The 20,158-nt window shown below is 66.5% G+C and carries 21 protein-coding genes; 11 read left to right on the plus strand and 10 right to left on the minus strand.

Annotated elements, in window-relative coordinates; genetic code table 11:
* Positions 1-9 precede the first annotated feature (9 nt).
* A complete protein-coding gene (locus tag ET21_RS0113900; protein WP_030540170.1) occupies positions 10-1,035 on the minus strand; it encodes an LD-carboxypeptidase in 1,026 nt (341 codons plus the stop codon).
* An 8-nt stretch (positions 1,036-1,043) separates the two neighbouring features.
* Positions 1,044-1,487: a cupin domain-containing protein gene (locus ET21_RS0113905; protein ID WP_030540171.1), complete on the minus strand. Its 444-nt coding sequence runs from the start codon at positions 1,485-1,487 to the stop codon at positions 1,044-1,046.
* A gap of 50 nt (positions 1,488-1,537) precedes the next feature.
* Between ET21_RS0113905 and dapE the strand changes: the two genes are divergently transcribed.
* The gene (gene dapE / locus ET21_RS0113910; RefSeq protein WP_030540172.1) at positions 1,538-2,680 is read left to right on the plus strand and encodes a succinyl-diaminopimelate desuccinylase; all 1,143 of its coding nucleotides are present in this window, start codon (positions 1,538-1,540) and stop codon (positions 2,678-2,680) included.
* Between the two features lie 7 nt (positions 2,681-2,687).
* Here dapE and ET21_RS0113915 read toward each other — a convergent pair whose 3' ends face one another.
* The 4 genes from ET21_RS0113915 to ET21_RS0113930 form a co-directional block, all read right to left on the minus strand.
* Positions 2,688-4,364 carry a bifunctional diguanylate cyclase/phosphodiesterase gene (locus tag ET21_RS0113915; RefSeq protein WP_030540173.1) on the minus strand — a complete coding sequence of 559 codons (1,677 nt, stop codon included), beginning with the start codon at positions 4,362-4,364 and terminating at the stop codon, positions 2,688-2,690.
* Between the two features lie 96 nt (positions 4,365-4,460).
* A complete protein-coding gene (locus ET21_RS0113920) occupies positions 4,461-4,994 on the minus strand; it encodes a Smr/MutS family protein (RefSeq protein WP_030540174.1) in 534 nt (177 codons plus the stop codon).
* A gap of 11 nt (positions 4,995-5,005) precedes the next feature.
* Complete coding sequence (locus ET21_RS0113925) at positions 5,006-6,259, minus strand: murein transglycosylase A (RefSeq protein WP_030540175.1); 1,254 nt, start codon at positions 6,257-6,259, stop codon at positions 5,006-5,008.
* On the minus strand, positions 6,256-6,912 hold the full coding sequence (locus ET21_RS0113930; protein WP_021238129.1) for a Tim44/TimA family putative adaptor protein: 657 nt from the start codon (positions 6,910-6,912) through the stop codon (positions 6,256-6,258). Before ET21_RS0113930 ends, ET21_RS0113925 begins: the two co-directional genes overlap by 4 nt.
* Positions 6,913-7,097: 185 nt before the next feature.
* Between ET21_RS0113930 and secB the strand changes: the two genes are divergently transcribed.
* The 4 genes from secB (at position 7,098) to ET21_RS0113950 (ending at position 11,108) form a co-directional block, all read left to right on the plus strand.
* Entirely contained in the window at positions 7,098-7,601 is a 504-nt protein-coding gene (gene secB / locus ET21_RS0113935) for a protein-export chaperone SecB (RefSeq protein ID WP_021238128.1), read from the plus strand.
* A gap of 109 nt (positions 7,602-7,710) precedes the next feature.
* On the plus strand, positions 7,711-9,294 hold the full coding sequence (gene murJ, locus ET21_RS0113940; protein ID WP_030540176.1) for a murein biosynthesis integral membrane protein MurJ: 1,584 nt from the start codon (positions 7,711-7,713) through the stop codon (positions 9,292-9,294).
* Between the two features lie 14 nt (positions 9,295-9,308).
* Positions 9,309-10,313 carry a tryptophan--tRNA ligase gene (gene trpS, locus ET21_RS0113945; protein WP_021238126.1) on the plus strand — a complete coding sequence of 335 codons (1,005 nt, stop codon included), beginning with the start codon at positions 9,309-9,311 and terminating at the stop codon, positions 10,311-10,313.
* Between the two features lie 153 nt (positions 10,314-10,466).
* The gene (locus tag ET21_RS0113950) at positions 10,467-11,108 is read left to right on the plus strand and encodes a DUF4136 domain-containing protein (protein WP_021238125.1); all 642 of its coding nucleotides are present in this window, start codon (positions 10,467-10,469) and stop codon (positions 11,106-11,108) included.
* 67 nt (positions 11,109-11,175) lie between these two features.
* Here the strand turns inward: ET21_RS0113950 and ET21_RS0113955 are convergent, their stop codons facing one another.
* From ET21_RS0113955 to mutM, 4 genes are all read right to left on the minus strand, one after another.
* Positions 11,176-11,805, minus strand: coding sequence for a peptidylprolyl isomerase (locus tag ET21_RS0113955; protein WP_030540177.1), 630 nt, complete (start codon positions 11,803-11,805; stop codon positions 11,176-11,178).
* 17 nt (positions 11,806-11,822) lie between these two features.
* The gene (gene dnaA, locus ET21_RS0113960) at positions 11,823-13,238 is read right to left on the minus strand and encodes a chromosomal replication initiator protein DnaA (RefSeq protein ID WP_030540178.1); all 1,416 of its coding nucleotides are present in this window, start codon (positions 13,236-13,238) and stop codon (positions 11,823-11,825) included.
* A 433-nt stretch (positions 13,239-13,671) separates the two neighbouring features.
* Positions 13,672-13,935, minus strand: a complete 264-nt coding sequence (gene rpsT / locus ET21_RS0113965; RefSeq protein WP_021238122.1) for a 30S ribosomal protein S20 — start codon at positions 13,933-13,935, stop codon at positions 13,672-13,674.
* A 117-nt stretch (positions 13,936-14,052) separates the two neighbouring features.
* On the minus strand, positions 14,053-14,865 hold the full coding sequence (gene mutM, locus ET21_RS0113970; RefSeq protein ID WP_030540179.1) for a bifunctional DNA-formamidopyrimidine glycosylase/DNA-(apurinic or apyrimidinic site) lyase: 813 nt from the start codon (positions 14,863-14,865) through the stop codon (positions 14,053-14,055).
* 92 nt (positions 14,866-14,957) lie between these two features.
* Between mutM and ET21_RS0113975 the strand changes: the two genes are divergently transcribed.
* Genes ET21_RS0113975 through ET21_RS0114000 form a run of 6 tightly spaced genes read left to right on the plus strand, consistent with a single transcriptional unit; the run spans position 14,958 to position 20,070 of the window.
* Entirely contained in the window at positions 14,958-15,689 is a 732-nt protein-coding gene (locus tag ET21_RS0113975) for a class I SAM-dependent methyltransferase (protein WP_030540180.1), read from the plus strand.
* A gap of 6 nt (positions 15,690-15,695) precedes the next feature.
* Positions 15,696-17,237 carry a 2-polyprenylphenol 6-hydroxylase gene (ubiB, locus tag ET21_RS0113980; protein ID WP_030540181.1) on the plus strand — a complete coding sequence of 514 codons (1,542 nt, stop codon included), beginning with the start codon at positions 15,696-15,698 and terminating at the stop codon, positions 17,235-17,237.
* The gene (locus ET21_RS0113985; RefSeq protein WP_030540182.1) at positions 17,234-18,499 is read left to right on the plus strand and encodes a phosphopantothenate--cysteine ligase family flavoprotein; all 1,266 of its coding nucleotides are present in this window, start codon (positions 17,234-17,236) and stop codon (positions 18,497-18,499) included. Before ubiB ends, ET21_RS0113985 begins: the two co-directional genes overlap by 4 nt.
* Complete coding sequence (gene dut, locus ET21_RS0113990) at positions 18,474-18,938, plus strand: dUTP diphosphatase (RefSeq protein WP_021238117.1); 465 nt, start codon at positions 18,474-18,476, stop codon at positions 18,936-18,938. Before ET21_RS0113985 ends, dut begins: the two co-directional genes overlap by 26 nt.
* Positions 18,935-19,717 carry a HesA/MoeB/ThiF family protein gene (locus ET21_RS0113995; protein WP_030540183.1) on the plus strand — a complete coding sequence of 261 codons (783 nt, stop codon included), beginning with the start codon at positions 18,935-18,937 and terminating at the stop codon, positions 19,715-19,717. Before dut ends, ET21_RS0113995 begins: the two co-directional genes overlap by 4 nt.
* On the plus strand, positions 19,705-20,070 hold the full coding sequence (locus ET21_RS0114000; protein WP_030540184.1) for a DsrE family protein: 366 nt from the start codon (positions 19,705-19,707) through the stop codon (positions 20,068-20,070). Before ET21_RS0113995 ends, ET21_RS0114000 begins: the two co-directional genes overlap by 13 nt.
* Positions 20,071-20,158 lie beyond the last annotated feature (88 nt).

The raw sequence follows: 20,158 nt of genomic DNA on the forward strand, positions 1-20,158 counted from the left end.
CGCTTCTTTTCAGCGCACCGCCGGTTCCAGCAGGCGGATGCTGCCCAGATCGGCATCGATTTCCGCGCGGACGCCCACGGGCAGGCTGAACTGACTTGCGACATGGCCGATCGCCGCGCCCTGAAACGCTGGCACGCCGAGCGGTTCCAGATGCTGTTGCAGGACTTCCGACACGGTAAAGCCGCCATAGGAGGCATCGCTGGCAGCGCAGTTGGTGCATTGGCCGAAGACGACGCCCGCCACCTTGCCCAGCAGCCCGGCGAGCGACAACTGGGTCAGCATCCGGTCGATCCGGTAGGGCGCTTCGCCCACATCCTCCATGAACAGGATCGCGCGATCGAAAGCGGGCATCCATGGCGTGCCCACCAGCGCCGCCAGCACCGTCAGGTTGCCGCCCAACAGCCGCCCCGCCGCTTTCCCGCCGCGAAAGGTGCGGATGCGGCCGCTGCGCTGCACCAGCCGGTCTTCATGCGCGACCGGATTGACCAGCAGCGGCGTTGCGCCGTCAAAGGCGATCGCGCGAAAGGCGTCCCAGGAAAAGCGCGGCCAGCTGCTCGCGGCGTTGGGACCGTGGATGGTGGGGAATCCCGCGCGGGCGGCAAAGGCCAGATGCAGGGCGGTGATATCGCTGAAACCCACCAGCAGCTTGGGATTGGCGCGGATCGTGGCGAAGTCGAGATAAGGCAATATGCGCGCGCAGCCCCACCCGCCCCGCACGGCGAAGACGGCGCGCACTTCGGGGTCGGCGAACATCGCGTTGACGTCGGCGGCGCGGTCGGCATCCTTGCCCGCCAGATAGCCCTGCCTTTGCGCGAGATGCCTGCCGGGCCTTGGCTTGAGCCCCATGGCGGCGACGGTTTCCTTGACCAGATCAAGGTCGAACAGATCGTCGGTAAAGCCAGCGGGCTCGATCAATCCCACGGTGTCGCCGGGGCGCAGGCGGGGCGGCTTTTCCGGTGGTCGGGGCGCGGGAGCCTTCGCCGCAGCCAGCGCTCCGCCCATGGCGGCGAGCATCATGCGCCGGTCCAGCCCCATCGCCTTGCTCAAAATGGCCGCCCGTCCTTATGGCTGTACGCGCTCCCCGACCAATGAAGGTCTATATCGGGATAATGAGCGGCGCCGGACGGCACGCGGCCGAAGGCGAGGAACGCGCAATCGCCGCTGCTTTCGTTCACCAGATGATGCCCATTGGCACGCCCCTTCGGAAAGGCCGCCATGTCACCGGCCTTCAACAGCACCCGGCTGTCCTCTTCGACCAGCATGGCTTCCCCGCTCAGCATCACGACGAATTCATCCTCTTCTTCATGCCAATGACGCTGGGAGGACGCAGCCCCCGGCTTCAGCACGACATGGCTGACGCCGAAATCAGCGAGGCCCGCCGCCGGGCCGAGCCTGCGCACCCAGCGGCCCGCGACCGCCCCGGCGAACTCCGCCGGATAGCCGGTGCGATTGCTCTGCTCTATCGCTGCAAGATCGATCTTGGGCATGATCTTCCCTTCCGCTGGCAAAGGCGCTGGCCTTTCGCTAACGCAGCGCCATGAACATGACCAGCACCAATCCCGGCATAGTGGACATAGCCAGCAGGCTGATCGCCTGCCCATCGGTTACGCCCGCGCGGGGCGAGGTGTTCGCGGTGCTGGAAACGCTGCTCGTGCCGCTGGGCTTCACGGTCGACCGCTTCGTGGCGGGTCAGGAACCTGACGGGCCGGTGGAAAATCTGCTCGCCTGGCGGACCACCGGCGCGGGGCCGCATTTCGCCTTTGCCGGGCATCTGGACGTGGTGCCGCCCGGCAATGGATGGACCAGCGATCCCTTCACGCCGGACATTCGCGGCGGCCTGCTGCATGGCCGGGGCGCTGTCGACATGAAGGGGGCGATCGCGGCGTTCGTCGCCGCGCTGGCCGGTATCCCGGACGAACTGCCCGGCACGATCAGCCTGATCATCACCGGCGATGAGGAAGGACCGGCGGTCCACGGCACGCTCGCGCTGATGGAGCGGATGGCCGCGCATGGGTTGCGCCCTGACCTGTGCCTTGTGGGCGAGCCGACATCGTCCCAACGCGTGGGCGACGTCATCAAGATCGGCCGCCGCGGCTCTGTGAATATGTGGATCAAGGTGGAAGGCGTGCAGGGCCATGTCGCCTATCCGCATCTGGCCGACAATCCCGTCCCCCGGCTCGTCCGCATCCTGTCGGCGATCGACGGCATCGTTCTGGACGAAGGGACGGACTGGTTCCAACCCAGCAATATCGAGATCACGGACCTTGAGGTAGGCAATCCGGCCACCAATGTCATCCCAGCCGCCGCCCATGCCCGCATCTCCATCCGTTTCAACGACCGGCATAGCGGCGCCAGCCTGGTTGAGCGGATCACGGCGATCGCATCGGCCGAAGGCGGCGTGGTGACGGCGAAGATCAGCGGCGAGCCCTTCCTGACGCAGCCGGGAAGCCTGTCCGCTCTGGTGGCGGGCGCGATCCGCGAGGTGACCGGCGTGGAAGCGGAGCTTTCGACCACCGGCGGCACATCGGACGCGCGCTTCCTGTCGCGCCTTTGCCCCGTGGTGGAATTCGGCCTCAACAACGGGACGATGCACAAGCTGGATGAAGCCGTGGCGATCGACGATCTGAAGGATCTGGAGCGCATCTATGCGCTGATCGTGCGCCGCGCCCTGGGCGGCTGACGCCCCGTCAGCCCGCGCGGCGTTGCGCCAGCGCCTGCGGCGCGAAGCGGGAGAGGTAGTTTTCCTCCCCCGTAGGACGCGCGACATGATAGCCCTGGAACAGGGTGCAGCCGATCACGCGCAGCATGTCCATCTGCGCTTCACTTTCGACGCCCTCGACCACCACTTCCATGCCCAGCCCCTGGATCAGGCCGACGACCGCGCTGCAAATGGTGCGGGCTTCTGCGGAAATGGCGATGTCGCGCACCAGACTGCGGTCGATCTTGACCCGGTCCACCGGCAATTCCCTGAGGCGCGACAGGTTGGAATAGCCTGTGCCGAAATCGTCGATGGCGATCCGCACCCCTTCCTTCCGCAGCGCGCGCAGCTGCTCCAGCACGCGGGCATCCATTTCCATCGCCAGCGACTCGGTGATCTCCAGTTCCAGCATGTGCGCGGGGGTCCGGTGCGTCGCCATCGCCTGCCGCAGACGCAGGAAGAAGTCCCCCTGCGACAATTCGCGCGAGGAGATGTTAACGGCGATGCGCTGCCCCACATCCGCCTGCGACCAGCGCGCCGCCGTTTCGCACACGCGGCTCATCACCCAATCGCCCAGCGCCACGATCGCGCCGCTTTCCTCCGCCACCGGCACAAAGAATCCGGGCATAACCAGATCGCGCTCCGGGTGCGCCCAGCGGATCAGGGCTTCGGCCGTGACGATCCGGCCGCTGCCGATCTCGATCTGCGGCTGGAATTCCAGCAGGAACTCGTCGCGTTGCAGGGCCAGCAGCATGTCGCGCTCCAGCTCCGCCCGGTCCGCCGCCTCCAGCGCCAGTTCGGTCGTGAACATTTCCGCCCGGCCGCGCCCCTGATGCTTGGCATGATACATGGCGATGTCGGCGGAGCGCAGCAGCGCGGGCAGCGTGTCGCCATGATCGGGGTAGCAGGCGATCCCGATCGATGCGCCCAGGTCAATATGCTGGCTGCCAAGATCGAATCGCTCGCCGAGCGCGAACTGGATCGCGCGGGCGATCCGTGCCGCGCCTGCATGGCCGGGCACATTGGGGAAGAACATGGTGAATTCGTCGCCCGCCAGCCTGCCGATCACCGGATCGCTCATGCCTGCGCTGACCTGCGCCATCACGACTTCGCGCAGCCGCCCCGCGACGCGCGCGAGCAGCTGGTCGCCCGCCGCGTGGCCCAGCGTGTCGTTGACGCCCTTGAACCCGTCCAGATCGATGAAGAACAGCGCGCCGCGCCAATCCTCCGGGCTTTCCGCGAGCAGCCGCTCCACCTGGCGGCAGAAGCTGGCGCGGTTGGCAAGACCCGTGACCTGATCGAACAGCGCCAGCGCCTGCACATGATCCAGATTGGTGCGCACCTGGCTGAAAAGGCTTTCCATCGCCACGGCAAGATCAGGCATTTCCGCAGCGATCTCAGGCTCAACGGGGGATTGCAGGTCGCCATGCGCCGCCGCGACCAGCCGTTCGGTGGCGCTGTCGATGGCGGCGGCAGTGGTCGCGACGTTGCGCCGCGCCGATGCCCAGCTCAATGTGCCGCACAGGATCGCGATGATCAGCGAGCGGCCGACGCCCCCGACATCGGTGGCCTGCTGCTGTCCCAGCACGAGCGAGAGGATGAACACCAGCGCCCCCGCGGCGCAGGCGAAGGCAGTGGCGCGGCTTTTCAATGTCACGCCTTGCATGCGCCTCCTGCCAGACATGGGGTCCGCCTGTGGACCGCCCATGAGGCCGATATGAAGGACGCTGGTTAAGAAAGGGTCAGCAGTTGCCGCCCAACGCTATTTTTTGCGGCGCAGTATAACATAGATTGCACCGTTCCCTCCGTGGCGCGGATGCGCCAGCCGGACGCTGGCGATCCGGTCGGCATAAGCGCTGGTTTCCAGCCAGTGCCCTATCTCGCCGCGGATCGCGCCGCGCCGCGACTCGCGCCCCTGATCGGCGGATTTGGGCGGCTTTCCGGTGATGACAAGCACTATGCGAACGACCCGCGACAGGGCGATGCCCAGCGCCTGATTCAACCGCGCGTGGGCGGCCGGCAGGCTGTGGCCATGCAGGTCGATGGTCATGTCAGGCACCAGCGTGCCGTTACGGATTCGGCGTTCCCAGCTCGCGTCCAGCACCTTGGCGGGCGTGCGCTGGGGCGGAGCGGCGACAGGGACAGGCGGGGCAACCGTTAACCCTTGCGCTTGCCTGGGCACAGGCTGCGGCGCAGGCGGATCGGGCAAGCGCGCGGCGGGGCGCAACGGACGGACCGATCGGGCCAGGACGTTCCAAAGCGCCTGCTCCTCCGGCGAAAGATGCCGCCGCGCCACGGCAGGCGGCCTTACGGGCGAGCGAGCCGCGCCGCCGACCCGGCCGGCAGCAGGATCAGCGCGCTGCCCCGCGCCGACATGCCGCCCGCGATGCCGCGCGCCCGGCTGCCCGCGCCCCAGAAGCTGTCGAACCGGTTGGGGCCCTTGATCGCCCCGCCGGTATCCTGCGCGATCCAGATGCCGTTGGGCTCCGCGCGGTCGAGCGAGAGCAGCACGGGCGCGCCCAGCGGCACATATTTGGGATCGGCGGCAACGCTTGCCTCGGCGGTGACTGGCACGCCCATCGCGCCCAGCGGACCGGGGCCGGTGAGTTCGCGGAAGAAGACGAAGCTCTTATTCTCATCCATGATCGCCGCGCCCTCCACCGGATGGGCGCGCAGATATTGCATGATGTCCTGCATCGACCCGGCCTGAATGAGGCCGCGATCCTTCATCAGCTTGCCGATGCCCACATAGTCGCGGCCATTCTGCCCGTCATAGCCGATGCGCATGACGCCGCCATCGGGCAGCAGCAGCCTGCCGCTGCCCTGCACCTGGAGGAAGAAGAATTCGACCGGATCGGCGGCCCAGGCGAGTTCAAGGCCGCGCCCTGCGAGCGACCCGGCGACGATCTGCGCGCGCTCGTCATAGGGCACCAGGTTGCTGCCCTGAACCTTGCCGCGAATGGTCTTGCCTTGCAGGCTGTCGCTGAACTGGCCCAGGTTGACGTCGATCAGGTCGGGCGGGCGGCGGTAGATCGGCACCTCATAGCCCGGCTGGCGCGTGCGCGATCCGGCGATCTCAGGCTCATAATAGCCGGTGACGAAGGCAGCGCCATCGCCCACCTGCACCGCTTCGAAATGGCGCGCGAAAAATTCGCTGGCGCTGTCCTCAGGCCAGCTCGACGCAGCGGCGCAGGCGTTGTTCCAGTCGGACCCGCGCGTCAGGCCGCTCTGATCGGCGCGGCGCATCAGCGACGGGCAGGACAGGCGGAACGCCTGCAACGCCTTGCGCGATCGTTCCCCCGCCGGGATCAGCTCGGCGATGGCGGGACCGGGGGTGATGCCCGCGGCGACTGCTGTTCCGGTGGTGGAAGCGGGACCTGCTGGCGGCGTTACGGGAAGCGCAGGGCGAGGCGTCGCCGGGACCGGACGCGCCGCACCGCCCGCGCTCGTGCCGGGGCGGGAGGGAGCGGGGCCGCTGGCGCCCGGCGGAATCACGCCGCCCGCGCAGGCGGACAGCAGCAGCGCCGCCAGCAGCGCGCCCCCCGACTGGCGCAGCGTCATGCCGCCTCGTCGGTTTCGCTGAGCTTCCAGTTGGGATCGGTGCTGCGCAGGTCGCGCGTGAAGGTCCAGATGTCGTTCGTGCTCACCGCGTCCGTCAGCGACCCGGCGACGACATTGCCATCCTTGTCGCGCGTGACCGCCGCGATATCCGCCTCGAACCGCAGCGACACTTCGGCGATGCGGCCGTTGACGCTGGCGTCGACGATCTGCGCCTTTTCGATGCGGACCAGCCGGTTGTCGAGGACATGGCCCGCCGCCTCGCGCGCCGCGATCGCTTCTTCGAACGAGGCAAGCACATCGGCGTCGCACAGCCATTCCAGTTCCTGGCGATCGCCGCGCCAGAAAGCCTCCAGCACCATGCGATAGGCATTCTTCGCGCCTTCCATGAACTGGGGCACGTCGAAATTGCGGTCGGCCGCGATCAGCGCGCGCACGCCCGCTTCGCCGCCGGGCGCGATGAAGCCGTCCGAAAGGCGGATCGAATCGCCGGGCATGTCGGTGACGGTGCGGGGCTGGAGAACGGCGACCTTGGCGCGTTCTTCCGCCGGGCGCAGCGCAGGCTCCTGCTCATGCCCCGTCCGCTTGCCCAGGACGGAATAAAGCCGCAACGCCAGGAAGCCGGCGATCAGCGCGAGGATAACAATCACATACACGGGGCAGAACACCCTTTGGCTAGCACGAAAAACAGTAACGCAGCCAACATAGGCATGTTTCCGCGCATATTCAAATGCCGCTTCCGCGCCGCCATTGCCCTGCCCCGCCGCCCCTGCTAGACGCACGGCCCATCGACGGGCGGGCACGCCGCCCGCTGTCCAACAGGGATCATCAGGAAGCGCAAATGGCCGACGAAGCCGATACCATCCAGACCGCCAGCACGGGCAACGGCGCCGACAACGGGCCGCAGATCGCGCTTATCAGCCAATATGTGAAGGACCTGTCGTTCGAAAATCCGAACGCCCCGGCCGTCTATCAATGGCAGGACCAGCCGCAGATCGACGTTCAGTTCAACATCGGCGCGGACAAGGTGGGTGAGGAAGTCGTCGAAGTGTCCCTGAAGGTCGAGGTCAAGGCAACCGCGCCGCAGGGCACCGCCTTTGCCGTCGAACTGGTCTATGCCGCCATCTTCGGCATGCGCAACGTGCCTGAAGATCAGGTCCAGCCGTTCATGCTGGCCGAAGCGCCGCGCCTCATCTTCCCCTTCGCGCGCCGCGTGCTGGCCGACGCCATCCGCGACGGCGGCTTCCCGCCGCTGCTGCTCGACCCGATCGATTTCGGGGCGCTCTACATGCAGCAGGCGCAGGCGATGACGCAGACGGCGGGCGAACCGGCGGGCCACGCCTGAGGCCGGAGATGATCTCCGCTCCCGTTCGCCCTGAGCCGGGGCGGCCTTTTTCTTCGGGAAAGAACAGGGCGTGCGAAGGCCCGGCCCGGACGGGCGGAGATATTCCGGCATGAAGCTGGTCAAGGCGCTGGGATCGGTAGGCGGGCTGACGCTTGCCAGCCGCGTGCTCGCGCTGGTGCGCGATTCTCTGGCCGCCCGTTATGTCGGCGCGGGTTTTGCGTCCGACGCCTTCAATGGCGTCGCCTTCCGCCTGCCCAATATGTTCCGGGCGCTGTTTGCCGAAGGCGCCTTTTCCGCTGCCTTCATTCCGCTGTTCAACCGCAAGGCGGCCGGGCCGGACGGCATGAGCGGGGCATATCTTTTCGCCGAGCGCGCGCTGGCGGTCCTGCTGCCGGTGCTGATCCTCTTCACGATCGCGCTCATCGCCGCTGCCTGGCCGATCACCTGGCTGCTGTCGGGGGGCTTTTCGCGGCAGAACCCGACGCCCGAACAGTTCGCCTTCGCTGTCACCCTCTCGCGCATCACCCTGCCCTATCTGGCGCTGATCAGCCTTGCGTCGCTGCTGGGCGGCATATTGAATTCGCTCGACAAATTCTGGGTGAATGCCGCCGCGCCGATCCTGCTCAACGTCGCCATGATCGCTGGCCTGTGGTTCTTCCACGGGCCGGACGAATATGCGACCGCGCGGGTGCAGGCGATATCGGTCACCGTGGGCGGCGCGCTCCAGCTGCTCTGGCTGATCTGGGCGTGCCGGAGGGCGGGCGTGTCGATGCGCCTGCGGCGGCCGCGCCTTGATGGCGACGTCCGGGAACTGCTGCGCCTGATCGTGCCTGCCGCGGCGGGCGCGGGCGCGCAACAGATCAACCTGCTGATATCGACGGCGCTGTCCGGCTGGCTGCTGGCGGCGGGGTCGATCACCTATATCTATTATGCCGACAGGTTGAACCAGCTTCCGCTGGGCCTGATCGGCATCGGCCTTGGCACCATCCTGCTGCCCACCATTTCGCGCCTGCTGTCGACCGGCCAGGACGAGCAAGCCATGGAAACGCAGAATCGCGGCATCGAACTGGCGCTGTTCCTGACGCTGCCCGCCACGGTGGCCTTCATCACGGTCGCCGAACCGATCGTACGCGGCCTGTTCCAATATGGCCGCTTCACGGCGGAGGATGCGCAGCGATGCGGATGGGCGCTGTCCGCCTTTTCGATCGGCCTGCCCTCCTATGTGCTGGTGAAGGTGCTGACGCCCGGCTATTATGCGCGCGGCGACACGAAAACGCCGGTGCGCTATGCGATGCTGTCGATCGTCATCAACATCGCCGGCAATCTGGTGCTGATTCCGCTTGCGGGGCATGTCGGCCCGCCGCTCGCTACCGCCCTTTCCTCCACCGTCAATGTGGCGATGCTCTATTCGACGCTGGTCAAGCGCGGGCATTTCGCCGCCGACGCGCAGCTGCGCCGCCGCCTGCCCCGGCTCGCGCTGGCGGCCATCGTCATGGGCGCAGCCCTGTTCGCTGGCGAAGACCTGCTCGATCCGTGGCTCGGCGGGACCATGATGATGCGCTATGGCGCGCTCGTCCTGCTGGTGGGCGCGGGCATCGCGCTTTACGGGCTAGCCTGTTTCCTCACGGGCGCTTATCGGGTGTCCGACCTCAAGGCGCTGATCCGCCGCAAGGGTTCCACCAGCAACAGCTAAGAACGGATAGAAGAATGCGCGTCCTTTCCGGCATCCAGCCGACCGGCAATCTGCACCTGGGCAATTATCTGGGCGCGATCCGCAATTGGGTGCGGATGCAGGACGAGATGGATTCGACAAGCCAATGCTTCTTCTTCCTGGCCGACATGCACAGCATCACGGTGCATGAGGCGCGTGAGCAGCGCATTCGCAACGTGCGCGACATGGCGGCGGCATTGGTCGCTGCGGGGATCGACCCCGACCGTTCCGTCCTGTTCAACCAGGCGCGAGTTCCCGCCCATGCGGAGCTGTGCTGGCTGCTGAACGGCACGGCCCGGATCGGCTGGCTCAACCGCATGACGCAGTTCAAGGACAAGGCGGGCAAGGACCGCGAGGGCGCTTCGGTCGGCCTGTTCGTCTACCCCGTGCTCCAGGCCGCCGACATCCTTGCCTATAACGCGACCCATGTTCCCGTGGGCGAGGACCAGAAGCAGCATCTGGAACTGGCGCGGGACATCGCGGCCAAGTTCAACACCGATTTCGGCGTTGAGCTGTTCACCCTGCCCGACCCCATCATTCCCAAGGAATCGGCGCGCATCATGTCGCTGCGCGACGGCACGGCGAAAATGTCGAAATCCGACCCATCGGACATGAGCCGCATCAACCTGACCGACGATGACGATGCGATCATGCAGAAGGTGAAGAAGGCCAGGACCGATCCTGAGCCCCTGCCCAGCGATGCGCAGGGCCTTGCCGGACGGCCCGAGGCCAGCAACCTGGTCGGCATCTACGCGACGCTGACGGGGATGAGCGCGGACGCGGTATGCGCCGAATTTGCGGGCAAGGGATTCGGCGCGTTCAAGCCTGCGCTGGGCGAATTGCTGGTCGAAACGCTGCGCCCCATCCGCACGCGCTTTACCGATTTGCGGACCGACGACGCCGCGCTCGACGCGATATTGGAAAAGGGCGCGGCCAGGGCGAGGGCTGCGGCGGACCCGGTGCTGCGCGCCGCCTATGACGCCATGGGCCTGATGCGCTGATCCAGAGCAATGTCCGCCCGGCCGCGCCGCCGGGCGGACATGATTTGCGTCCATTTGCCTCTTTGAAGCGTTCAAATGATGTTCAGTTGCGTTCTGCTACTGCGGGGCGCAATAGTGATAGCCAGGCCTTGGCCTGATACAGGACGCGAACTCATGAGCCGTTTCAAGAAGATTGGTTTGATCGCGGCGCCCGCGCTGGCGCTCGTGACCCTTTCGGGCTGCGCCACCTCCTTCAAGGCGGACGTTGCCCGATTCCAGCAGTTACCGGCCCCGGCCGGACAGAGCTTCACCATCGTGGCTGACGATCCCAGTCTGGCGGGCGGCCTTGAATTTTCGCAATATGCCGGGCTGATCAGCCAGCGGCTGAGCCAGACCGGCTATGTCGCCGCCAATGATCCGGCGCGGGCGGACCTGATCGTTCGCGTTGCTTATGGCGTCGACAACGGGCGCGAGCGCGTCCGGTCGACAAATTGGGGACCAGACCCCTTTTATGGCAGCTGGGGATGGCGCGGCCGGTGGGGACGCCCCTGGGGCTATGGTTTCTATGATCCCTGGCTGTTCGGCCCCGGCTATACCGATGTCAGCAGCTATACCGTCTATACCAGCGACCTCAGCATGAAGATCGATCGGGCTGCCGATAACCGCCGCCTGTTCGAAGGCCGGGCCACGGCGCAGTCGCTGTCGAACCGGCTGACCTATCTGGTGCCCAATCTGATCGACGCCATGTTCACCGGCTTCCCCGGTCAGAATGGGGAGCAGGTGAAGATCACGCTGCCGCCGGAAAAGCGGGGCTGACGCTCCTCATCGGCATGGAAGCGCCCGGCGGCCCGAAACCGCCGGGCTTTCCTTTGCCCGCTGCGGATCAGGGCACGCGCCGGGCGCTGATGATCTTTACCGGCTGTTCCAGCATCTGCCCCTTCATCACGCCCTCGCCCGCTGCCGGGGATTTGGGCGCGGCCAGGATCGCGCGGACCACGTCCATGCCCTCGACCACATGGGCGAACACCGCGAAGCCCTGATTATCGCCCGGCGCTTGCGGTTGCGCGTCCATGCCCGGCATCTTGCCGAGCACGATGAAGAAATCCCCCGTCGCACTCCCGGGCGCATAGCGGGCCATGGACAGCGCTCCATCGTCATGGGTGAGGCCGGTCCTGCTGGTGGGCTCATGCGCGATCGGCGGCAGGACGCGCTTGGGATCATTCTGCGCGCCGCCCTGCACGAAGCCGTAATCGGCCGAACCGACGCCGCGGTAGAATAGTGTGCCGTCGAACCGCTTCTGATCGACATAGCGCAGGAAATTGGCGGCGGTGACAGGGGCCTTGGCGAGGTGGACAGCGACCAGGATGCGCCCCGCAGACGTATCCAGCGCCACCCGCACATCGGCGGGCGGCGGGGAAGCCGCAGGCACCTGCGCGAGGGCAGGCGGCAGGCACAGCAGCGCCGCCAGCAGCAGCGCGACATGCCGGATGAAATCGCGCGCCACCGCCCTCATGCCCTATTCTCCAAGGATCAGTTTTCCAGCTGACGCTGCAACGCGCGAATGTCCGCGTCCATGTCGGGATTCGTCTGCCGCAACTCTTCGATCGTCTTGACGGCGTGGATCACGGTGCTGTGATCGCGTCCGCCGAAAATCCGGCCGATTTCCGGCAGCGAACGCGGCGTCATCTTCTTGGCGAGGTACATGGCGACCTGCCGGGGCCGGGCGACAGCGCGCGCGCGGCGCTTGGAACGCATCTCCGCCGCGTCGATCTTGTAATGCGCGGCGCAGACCTTCTGGATTTCATCCACCGTGATCCGGCGCGCATTGGCGCGCACGGCGTCGGCGAGCATCCCCTGGGCAAATTCCAGGTCGATCGAGCGCCCGGTCAACTGGCCATAGGCGATCAGCTTGTTGAACGCGCCTTCCAGTTCCCGGATGTTGGAGCGGATCGACCGCGCGAGGAAGTCAATCACGGCATCGGGCACCGGCGGGTCACCCGCGATGGCGCGCTTGGCTTCCAATATGGCGAGGCGCAGGTCCAGACCGGCAGGGCGAATATCCGCCACCAGGCCGCCGGCCAGTCGCGACAGGATGCGCGGATCGATCGAATCGAGCAGTTGCGGCGCGCGGTCGGCGGTCACGACGATACGGGCGCCCGAATCGATCAGGTCGTTGATCGTGTGGAGAAACTCCTCCTGCGTCGATCCCTTGCCCGCGATGAACTGGATGTCGTCGATCAGCAGCAGCCGCGCCGCGCGCAGCCGCGCCTTGAACGTCATGGTGTCATTGGCGCGCATCGCGTTCACAAATTCCATCATGAACCGTTCGGCCGACATATAGAGCACCGGGGCGGCAGGCGAATGGCCTGAAAAGCTGCCCGCGATCGCATGCAGCAGGTGCGTCTTGCCCTGCCCCGTGCCGCCATGGATGAAAAGCGGACTGAACCGGGGTTGCGCCTCGCCCGCCAGCGCCTGGGCCGCCGACCAGGCAAGCTGGTTGGTTTCGCCGGTCACGAAATCGTCGAAGCTATGGCGCGGCTGGAAATTGCAGGCGGCGGGGCCTTCCTGCGCTTCTGATTCCTGCGGCTCGGCAAGCTCCTGCACGGGCGCGACTTCCAGAAGGCGCGGCCCCATGGCGTTGGGCGCGCGGCGCAGGCGGACTTCGCGCACTCCGGCCGCCGCGCTACGCCAGGCCATGCGAATCCGGTCACCGAAATGGCCCGAAACGAAATTGGCGGTGAAATCGGACGCGAACAGCAGGTCCAGCGTCTGCGAATCCGGGCAATATTCGCCCAGCCGGGCGGCCTTCAGCCACTGGTCGAACATGCGCGCGCCAATGTCGCGGCGCAGACCAGCGCGGATGGCGTCCCAGGCCGCATCCAGACGCGCATGGTCCTGCGCATCCTGAACAGGCGAACTTCCAGTCAATGCCGCAATACCCTTCATAAAACAGTCGACCCCCATCAACTGTGCCCCGGAGCGGAGCTTCAAGACACAGAGAACCATTTGGAAAAGCATCGCCCTTCCAACGCACCTGTGCCGACTAACCGTATGACGGCCGCCAAAATCGATTCGCTGGCGGCCAGAGAGTTGAAAATAGACAGGCCTTCTTCGCCTGATCAAGGGCGGCCCGGGTCAAAAATGTGAAATAAAGCCGTTGACTCAACAAACCCGCGGAAATGCGCCAGATTTAAAAAATGGCAATATATTCAATATATTATGTAGGTAGGGTCTGACCCTGTTTTGCTCGAATCGCGGGAATCCGGCCATGCCGCAATGGCCCTCCCGGCGTGCCGTTCTGTTACAGACCAATGAAAAAAGCCCGCCCCGCATCTGCGGGACGGGCCATCTCGATCTGACGGTAAATCTTGGCTGCGGCTCAGCCGAGCGCGCTGACGCGCTTGGTCAGGCGGCCGAACTTGCGGGCCGCGGTATTCTTGTGCAGCACGCCGCGCGCCACGCCGCGCGCCAGTTCAGGCTGCACCGACTGAAGCGCCGAGGCCGCCGCCGTCTTGTCGCCAGCGGCGAGAGCGGCTTCGACCTTCTTCACCAGGGTGCGGATCCGGCTGATGCGGGCGCCGTTGATTTCGGCGCGGCGGGCGTTGCGGCGGATGCGCTTCTTGGCTTGCGGCGTATTGGCCATTTACAATCCTCGGTCTCGTCAAATCTCGGAAATGGAGCCAGCCGGAATCGCCTGCCAGCCCCGTGAAGGTGCGCCCCTTACAGGGGTTCGGCACCATCGTCAACCGGCAGAGCGGCGCTACTTCTGGCATTTGGGGCAGTAGAAGGTCGACCGCCCGCCATCGGTCCGCCGCCGGATCGTGCCCCCGCAGGCGCAGCTTTCCCCTTCCCGGCCATAGACGCGCCATTGCTTCGAAAAATAGCCCAGCTCGCCATCCGGCCGCGCATAGTCGCGCAGGGTCGATCCCCCCGCCGCGATGGCCGCCGTCAGCACCTGCCGGATGGCCTCGACCAGCAGGATGAGGCGCGCGCGGCCGATCCGCCCCGCCGGGCGCGTGGGCGCTATGCCCGCCATGTTGAGCGCCTCGCACACATAGATGTTGCCCAGCCCCGCGACCACGCGCTGGTCGAGCAGCGCCGACTTGATCGACGCCGCCTTGCCCTCCAGCGCGCGCGCCAGGGCATCGGCGGAAAAGTCCGGTCCCAGCGGCTCAGGTCCCATGCGCGTGAAGGGCGCATAGTCCGCCCATGCATCGCTGCGCACCAGGTCGAGCGAACCGAAGCGGCGCGGATCGTTGAGCGAGAGCAGCCGCCCGCCTTCCGTTTCCAGCAACAGATGATCATGCGCGCCGATCTCCGCTGGATCGATTCGCCAGCGCCCGGACATCCCCAAATGAAAGATCAGCGTGTCGCCGCGGTCCGTCTCCACCAGCCCATATTTCGCGCGCCGGGACAGGCCCGTCACCCTGGCTCCGGTAAGCCGCTGCCGCAGGTCGGCGGGGATGGGGAAGCGCAGGTCGGCGCGACGCGGCTCGACGCGGGTCAACACGCTGCCTTCCAGTACGGAGCGCAGGCCAGCGACGGTGGTTTCGACTTCGGGAAGCTCAGGCATCGCACCCATTTAGGCGTTCGGGCGGCGTGAGAGAAGCAGGCCCGCGAAAAGGCGGCTGGCATGGCGGCCAATCTGTGGCTAGAGCGTTGCCCATGACCGAGACCGCATCCTTTGGCTATCGCGATGTCGATGCTACTGAAAAGCAAGGGATGGTTCGCGCCGTCTTTTCCAACGTCGCGTCCAAATATGACCTGATGAACGACGCCATGTCGGGCGGCGCGCACCGGCTTTGGAAGGATCAGTTCGTCAACCGCGTGAAGCCGCGCCGGGACGAAGCCATCCTGGACATGGCGGGCGGCACCGGCGACATCGCCTTCCGCCTCGCGAAACATGGCGCGCATGTGACCGTCGCGGACATCAATCCCGAAATGCTGGCCGTCGGCATGGAGCGCGCGCGCAAGAAGGGACTGGAAGGACTGGTCTGGTCGGAACAGAATGCGGAGGAACTCGGCTTTTCCGATCGCAGCTTCGACGCCTACACCATCGCCTTCGGCATCCGCAACGTCACCCATATCGACAAGGCGCTGCGGGAAGCGCACCGGGTGCTGAAATATGGCGGGCGCTTTTTCTGCCTGGAATTTTCCACCACCACCTGGCCCGGTTTCGCCGATGTCTATGACGTCTATTCGCACCGGCTGGTGCCCAGGCTCGGCAAGCTGCTGGCCGATGACGAGGACAGCTATCGCTATCTGATCGAATCGATCCGCCGCTTTCCGCCCATGCCGGAATTCGAAAGGATGATCCGCGCGGCCGGCTTCGTCCAGACCAGGGTCGAGCCGATCCTGGGCGGACTGGTCGCGATCCACAGCGGCTGGAAGATCTGAGCGGCTGTGCCTGCCCATGTGACGCATATATGGCGGCTGCTGAAATGGGGCCGCACCCTGGCGCGCCACGGCGCATTGCGGGGGATCGAGCGTGATCCGCTGACCCCCTCGCCCGTGCGGCGGCTGGTCAGGGTGGCGCGGATCGGCGCCCGCGTGCCGCGCCAGCCGCGCTATGCCGACGCTTTCCAGGCGATCGGTCCGGCGGCGATCAAGCTGGGCCAGACGCTGGCGACGCGCCCCGATCTGGTCGGCGAGGAAGCGGCGAACGACCTGCTGCGCCTTCAGGATGCGCTGCCGCCCGTCCCCTTCGCCACCATCCGCGCGCAGGTGGAGCAGAGTTTCGGACGGCCGCTTGAGGCGCTGTACAGCCGCTTCGACGAAGATCCGGTGGGCGCGGCCTCCATCGCGCAGGTGCACCGGGCGGTGACCGCCGATGGGCGCGAGGTCGCGGTGAAGATCATCCGCCCCGGCGTCACGGACCAGTTCAACCGCGACATCCAGACCTATGAATGGGCGGCCGCCCATGCCGAGATGCTGGGTGGCGAGATCGCGCGGCTGCGCCCCCGCCTCGTCATCGCCAATATGAAGCGCTGGACCGCGCGCGAGCTGGACCTGCGGCGGGAAGCGGCGTCGGCTTCCGAACTGGCTGAAGCGATGCAGGCGATGCCCGGCTATCGCGTGCCGCGGATCGACTGGGATCGCACGACCGGCAAGGTCATGACGATGGAGTGGATCGACGGGATCAAGATTTCCGACCGGGACGCGCTGATCGCCGCTGGCCATGACGTCAAGGAACTGGCCGCGCGGCTGGTCAACGCCTTCCTGCGGCAGGCCATTGCCGAAGGCTTCTTCCACGCGGACATGCATCAGGGCAACCTGTTCGTCACCGCGAACAACGATATCGTGGCAATCGACTTCGGCATCATGGGCCGCATCGACCGGCGCGCGCGCATGTGGCTGGCGGAAATCCTCTATGGCCTGATCACCGGCAACTACAAGCGCGTGGCGGAAATCCATTTCGAGGCGCAATATGTGCCCGGCCACCATAATGTGGAGGAATTCGCGACCGCCCTGCGCGCCGTGGGTGAGCCGATGCGCGGCAAGCCCGTGCGCGAACTGTCGGTCGGCGGCATGCTGGACGGCCTGTTCGCCATCACCCGCGATTTCGACATGCAGACCCAGCCGCATCTGCTGCTGCTCCAGAAGACGATGGTCATGGTGGAGGGCGTCGCGACGGCGCTCGACCCCGACATCAATCTGTGGGAAACCAGCGGCCCTTATGTGAAGGAATGGCTGCGATCCGAACTGGGGCCTGAGGCGAAGGCGGCTGACGCGCTGATCGAAAACTGGCGCACGCTCCAGCGGCTGCCCGGCCTCGTCCGGCGGATCGAGGAAGCCTTCCCCGAAAAGGGCGGCGCGCCGCCGCCGCCGCCGCTGACCGAGGTGAAGCTGATCCGCGTCGGCGGGGGGTGGCGCTATGCCGCCGTCGCCGGGGTAGCCGCCGTGGCTGGAGCGCTGGCGACCGCCCTGCTACACATTCAGCTATGACTCAGCCCCGCATCCTCCTGATCGTGTCCGGCGGCATCGCGGCCTACAAGTCGCTGGAGCTGGTGCGGCTGCTCAGGAAACGCGGCATCGCCGTGCGCGCCGTGCTGACGGACAGCGCCAGCCGGTTCGTGACGCCCCTGTCGCTGGGCGTGCTGACCGAAGACCATGTCTATGGCGACATGTTCGACCTCAAGGAAGAACGCGAGATCGGACATATACAGCTTTCGCGGCAGGCCGATCTGGTCGTGGTCGCGCCCGCCACCGCCAATATCCTGGCGAAGATGGCGGCGGGCATCGCCGATGACCTTGCCACCACGCTGCTGCTCGCCACCGACAAGCCGGTGCTGGCCGTGCCCGCCATGAATGTGCGCATGTGGCACCATGCCGCCACGCAGAGAAATATCGCGCAGCTACGCGCCGACGGCGTCCATGTGCTGGAGCCGGACGAGGGCGAGATGGCCTGTGGCGAGTTCGGCAAGGGACGGCTGCCTGACCCTGAGGCAATTGTCGAGGCGATTACGCGTGTGCTCCAGCCGCCGTTCGCTTCGAGCGCAGTCGAGAAGCCAGGCGTATCCCCGCTTCTCGACACGCGCAAAGCGAACGAAAGCGGGTTGAAGGGCCGCCACATCCTGATCACCGCCGGGCCGACCCACGAGCCGATCGATCCGGTGCGCTACATCGCCAATCGCTCATCGGGCAAGCAGGGCTTCGCCATCGCTGCTGCGGCAGCGCAGGCAGGCGCGCGCGTCACCCTTGTCGCAGGGCCGGTGCATCTGCCCACCCCGCCCGGCGTCGACCGGGTGGATGTGGAGACCGCCCGGCAGATGATGACGGCGGTAGAGGCGGCGCTGCCCGCCGACGCCGCGATCATGGTCGCCGCCGTGGCCGACTGGCGCACCGATGCCGCCGCCGGGCAGAAGCTCAAGAAGGACGGATCGGGCAAGCCCGCGCCGCTCATGCTGGTCGAAAATCCCGACATTTTGGCGACGCTCGGCCGCCATGCGCAGCGCCCGGCGCTTCTGGTCGGCTTCGCGGCGGAGACGGAGAAGCTGGCCGAACATGCGCAAGCCAAGCTGGCGCGCAAGGGCGCGGACTGGATCGTCGCCAATGACGTGTCGGGGGATGTGATGGGCGGCGACGATAACAGCGTCCATATCGTCACCGCGCAGGGCGTCGAAAGCTGGGATCATCTGCCCAAGGATGCCGTTGCCGCCCGCCTCATCGAAAAGGTCGCCCATGCCCTCGCATCTCGCTCCGATTGAAATCCGCCTCAAGCGCCTGCCGCATGGCGAAGGGTTGCCCGTACCCGGCTATGCGACGGCGCATGCGGCGGGGATGGACGTGGTCTCGGCCGAAGACGTAACGTTGCAGCCCGGTGGACGCCATGCCGTCGCGACCGGCTTCGCCATGGCCATCCCGGCCGGCTATGAAGTGCAGGTGCGCCCCCGTTCGGGCCTCGCCCTCAAACATGGGATCAGCCTGCCCAACACGCCGGGCACGATCGACGCGGATTATCGCGGCGAATTGAAGATCATCCTCATCAACCTTGGCGATGCGCCTTTCGTTATCGCACGGGGCGACCGCATCGCGCAGCTTGTGGCGGCCCCGGTCCAGATGGCCCGCTTCGCCGAGGTGGAGGAACTGGACTCGACTGTCCGGGGTTCGGGTGGTTTCGGATCGACCGGAGTCCGTTCCTCATGACCCCATCCCCCGCCGCCCTCTCCGACGAGCAGCTGGAACGCTATGCCCGCCATATCGTGCTCAAGGAGATTGGCGGCGCGGGGCAGGCGCGGCTGCTGTCGGCCGATGTCGCGGTGATCGGCGCGGGCGGCATCGGCAGTCCCGCTATCCTCTATCTGGCGGCCGCCGGTGCCGGCACGATACGGGTCATAGATGACGATCATGTCGCGCTGTCCAACCTGCAACGGCAAGTCCTGTTCGGCACCGACGACATCGGCGCGCCCAAGGCGGAGCGCGCCATGGCCGCAGCGGCGCGGCTCAACCCGGATGTAAAGCTGATCCCGATCAACGCGCGGCTCGATGCGGAAAATGCCGCGCTGATGCTGCGCGACGCCGATGTGGTGCTGGACGGGTGCGACAGTTTCGCGACCCGGCTGGCGGTAGCGGATTGCGCGCAAAGGCTGCGCATCCCGCTCGTGTCGGCGGCGGTCGGATCGTTTGAAGGACAGCTCGCCACCTATCGCGGCTGGGAAAAGGACCAGCCCTGCTATCGCTGCCTTGTCGGCCATCCCGAAGACGCGCCGGAACGCAACTGCGCGGAAACCGGCGTGATCGGCGCGCTGACCGGAATGATGGGCAGCCTCGCCGCGCTGGAGGTGATCCGCACGCTGGTGCCCTTCGGCGCGGATATGGCGGGCAAGCTGCTGCTCGCCGACCTCCTCTCCATGCGCTTCCGCACGGTCAGCATCGCCAAGGATCCCGCCTGCACCGCCTGCGCAGCGGAACTATGCGCGACCTGAGGATCATCGTCACCACGGCGGACGCGGAACGGCTGCGCGGCGCGCTGGTCCTGGCCTGCGCGCAGGCGGCGCTGGGCGGGCGGGCGAGCCTCTTCCTGCAACTGGATGCCGTGGCGCTGCTCAGGCCCCCGATTGACGCACCGCTGGACAAAACGCACCGGGCGGCCGGACTGCCCAGCCTCGCCATGGTGTTGGAAGAGGCGCTGGCGCTGGGCGTCACTATGCTCGCCTGCCAGAGCGGACTGGCCCTCTGTCAGCTTACCGCCGACCAACTCCCGCCCGGCGTGGAGATCGGCGGACCAGTCTCTTTCCTGCAAGCGGCGGACGATCAGGCACGGCTGCTCCTCGTCTGATCTCTTCATCCCTCGCGCCCGTTACTCGCAAGCGCCCTTCTATTGACAGGCGGGGCCGCCCATTTAAGGGGAAAGCGCGGCATTTTGC

It is taken from the genome of Sphingobium sp. DC-2 (assembly GCF_000722555.1).
GTDB lineage: Bacteria > Pseudomonadota > Alphaproteobacteria > Sphingomonadales > Sphingomonadaceae > Sphingobium > Sphingobium quisquiliarum.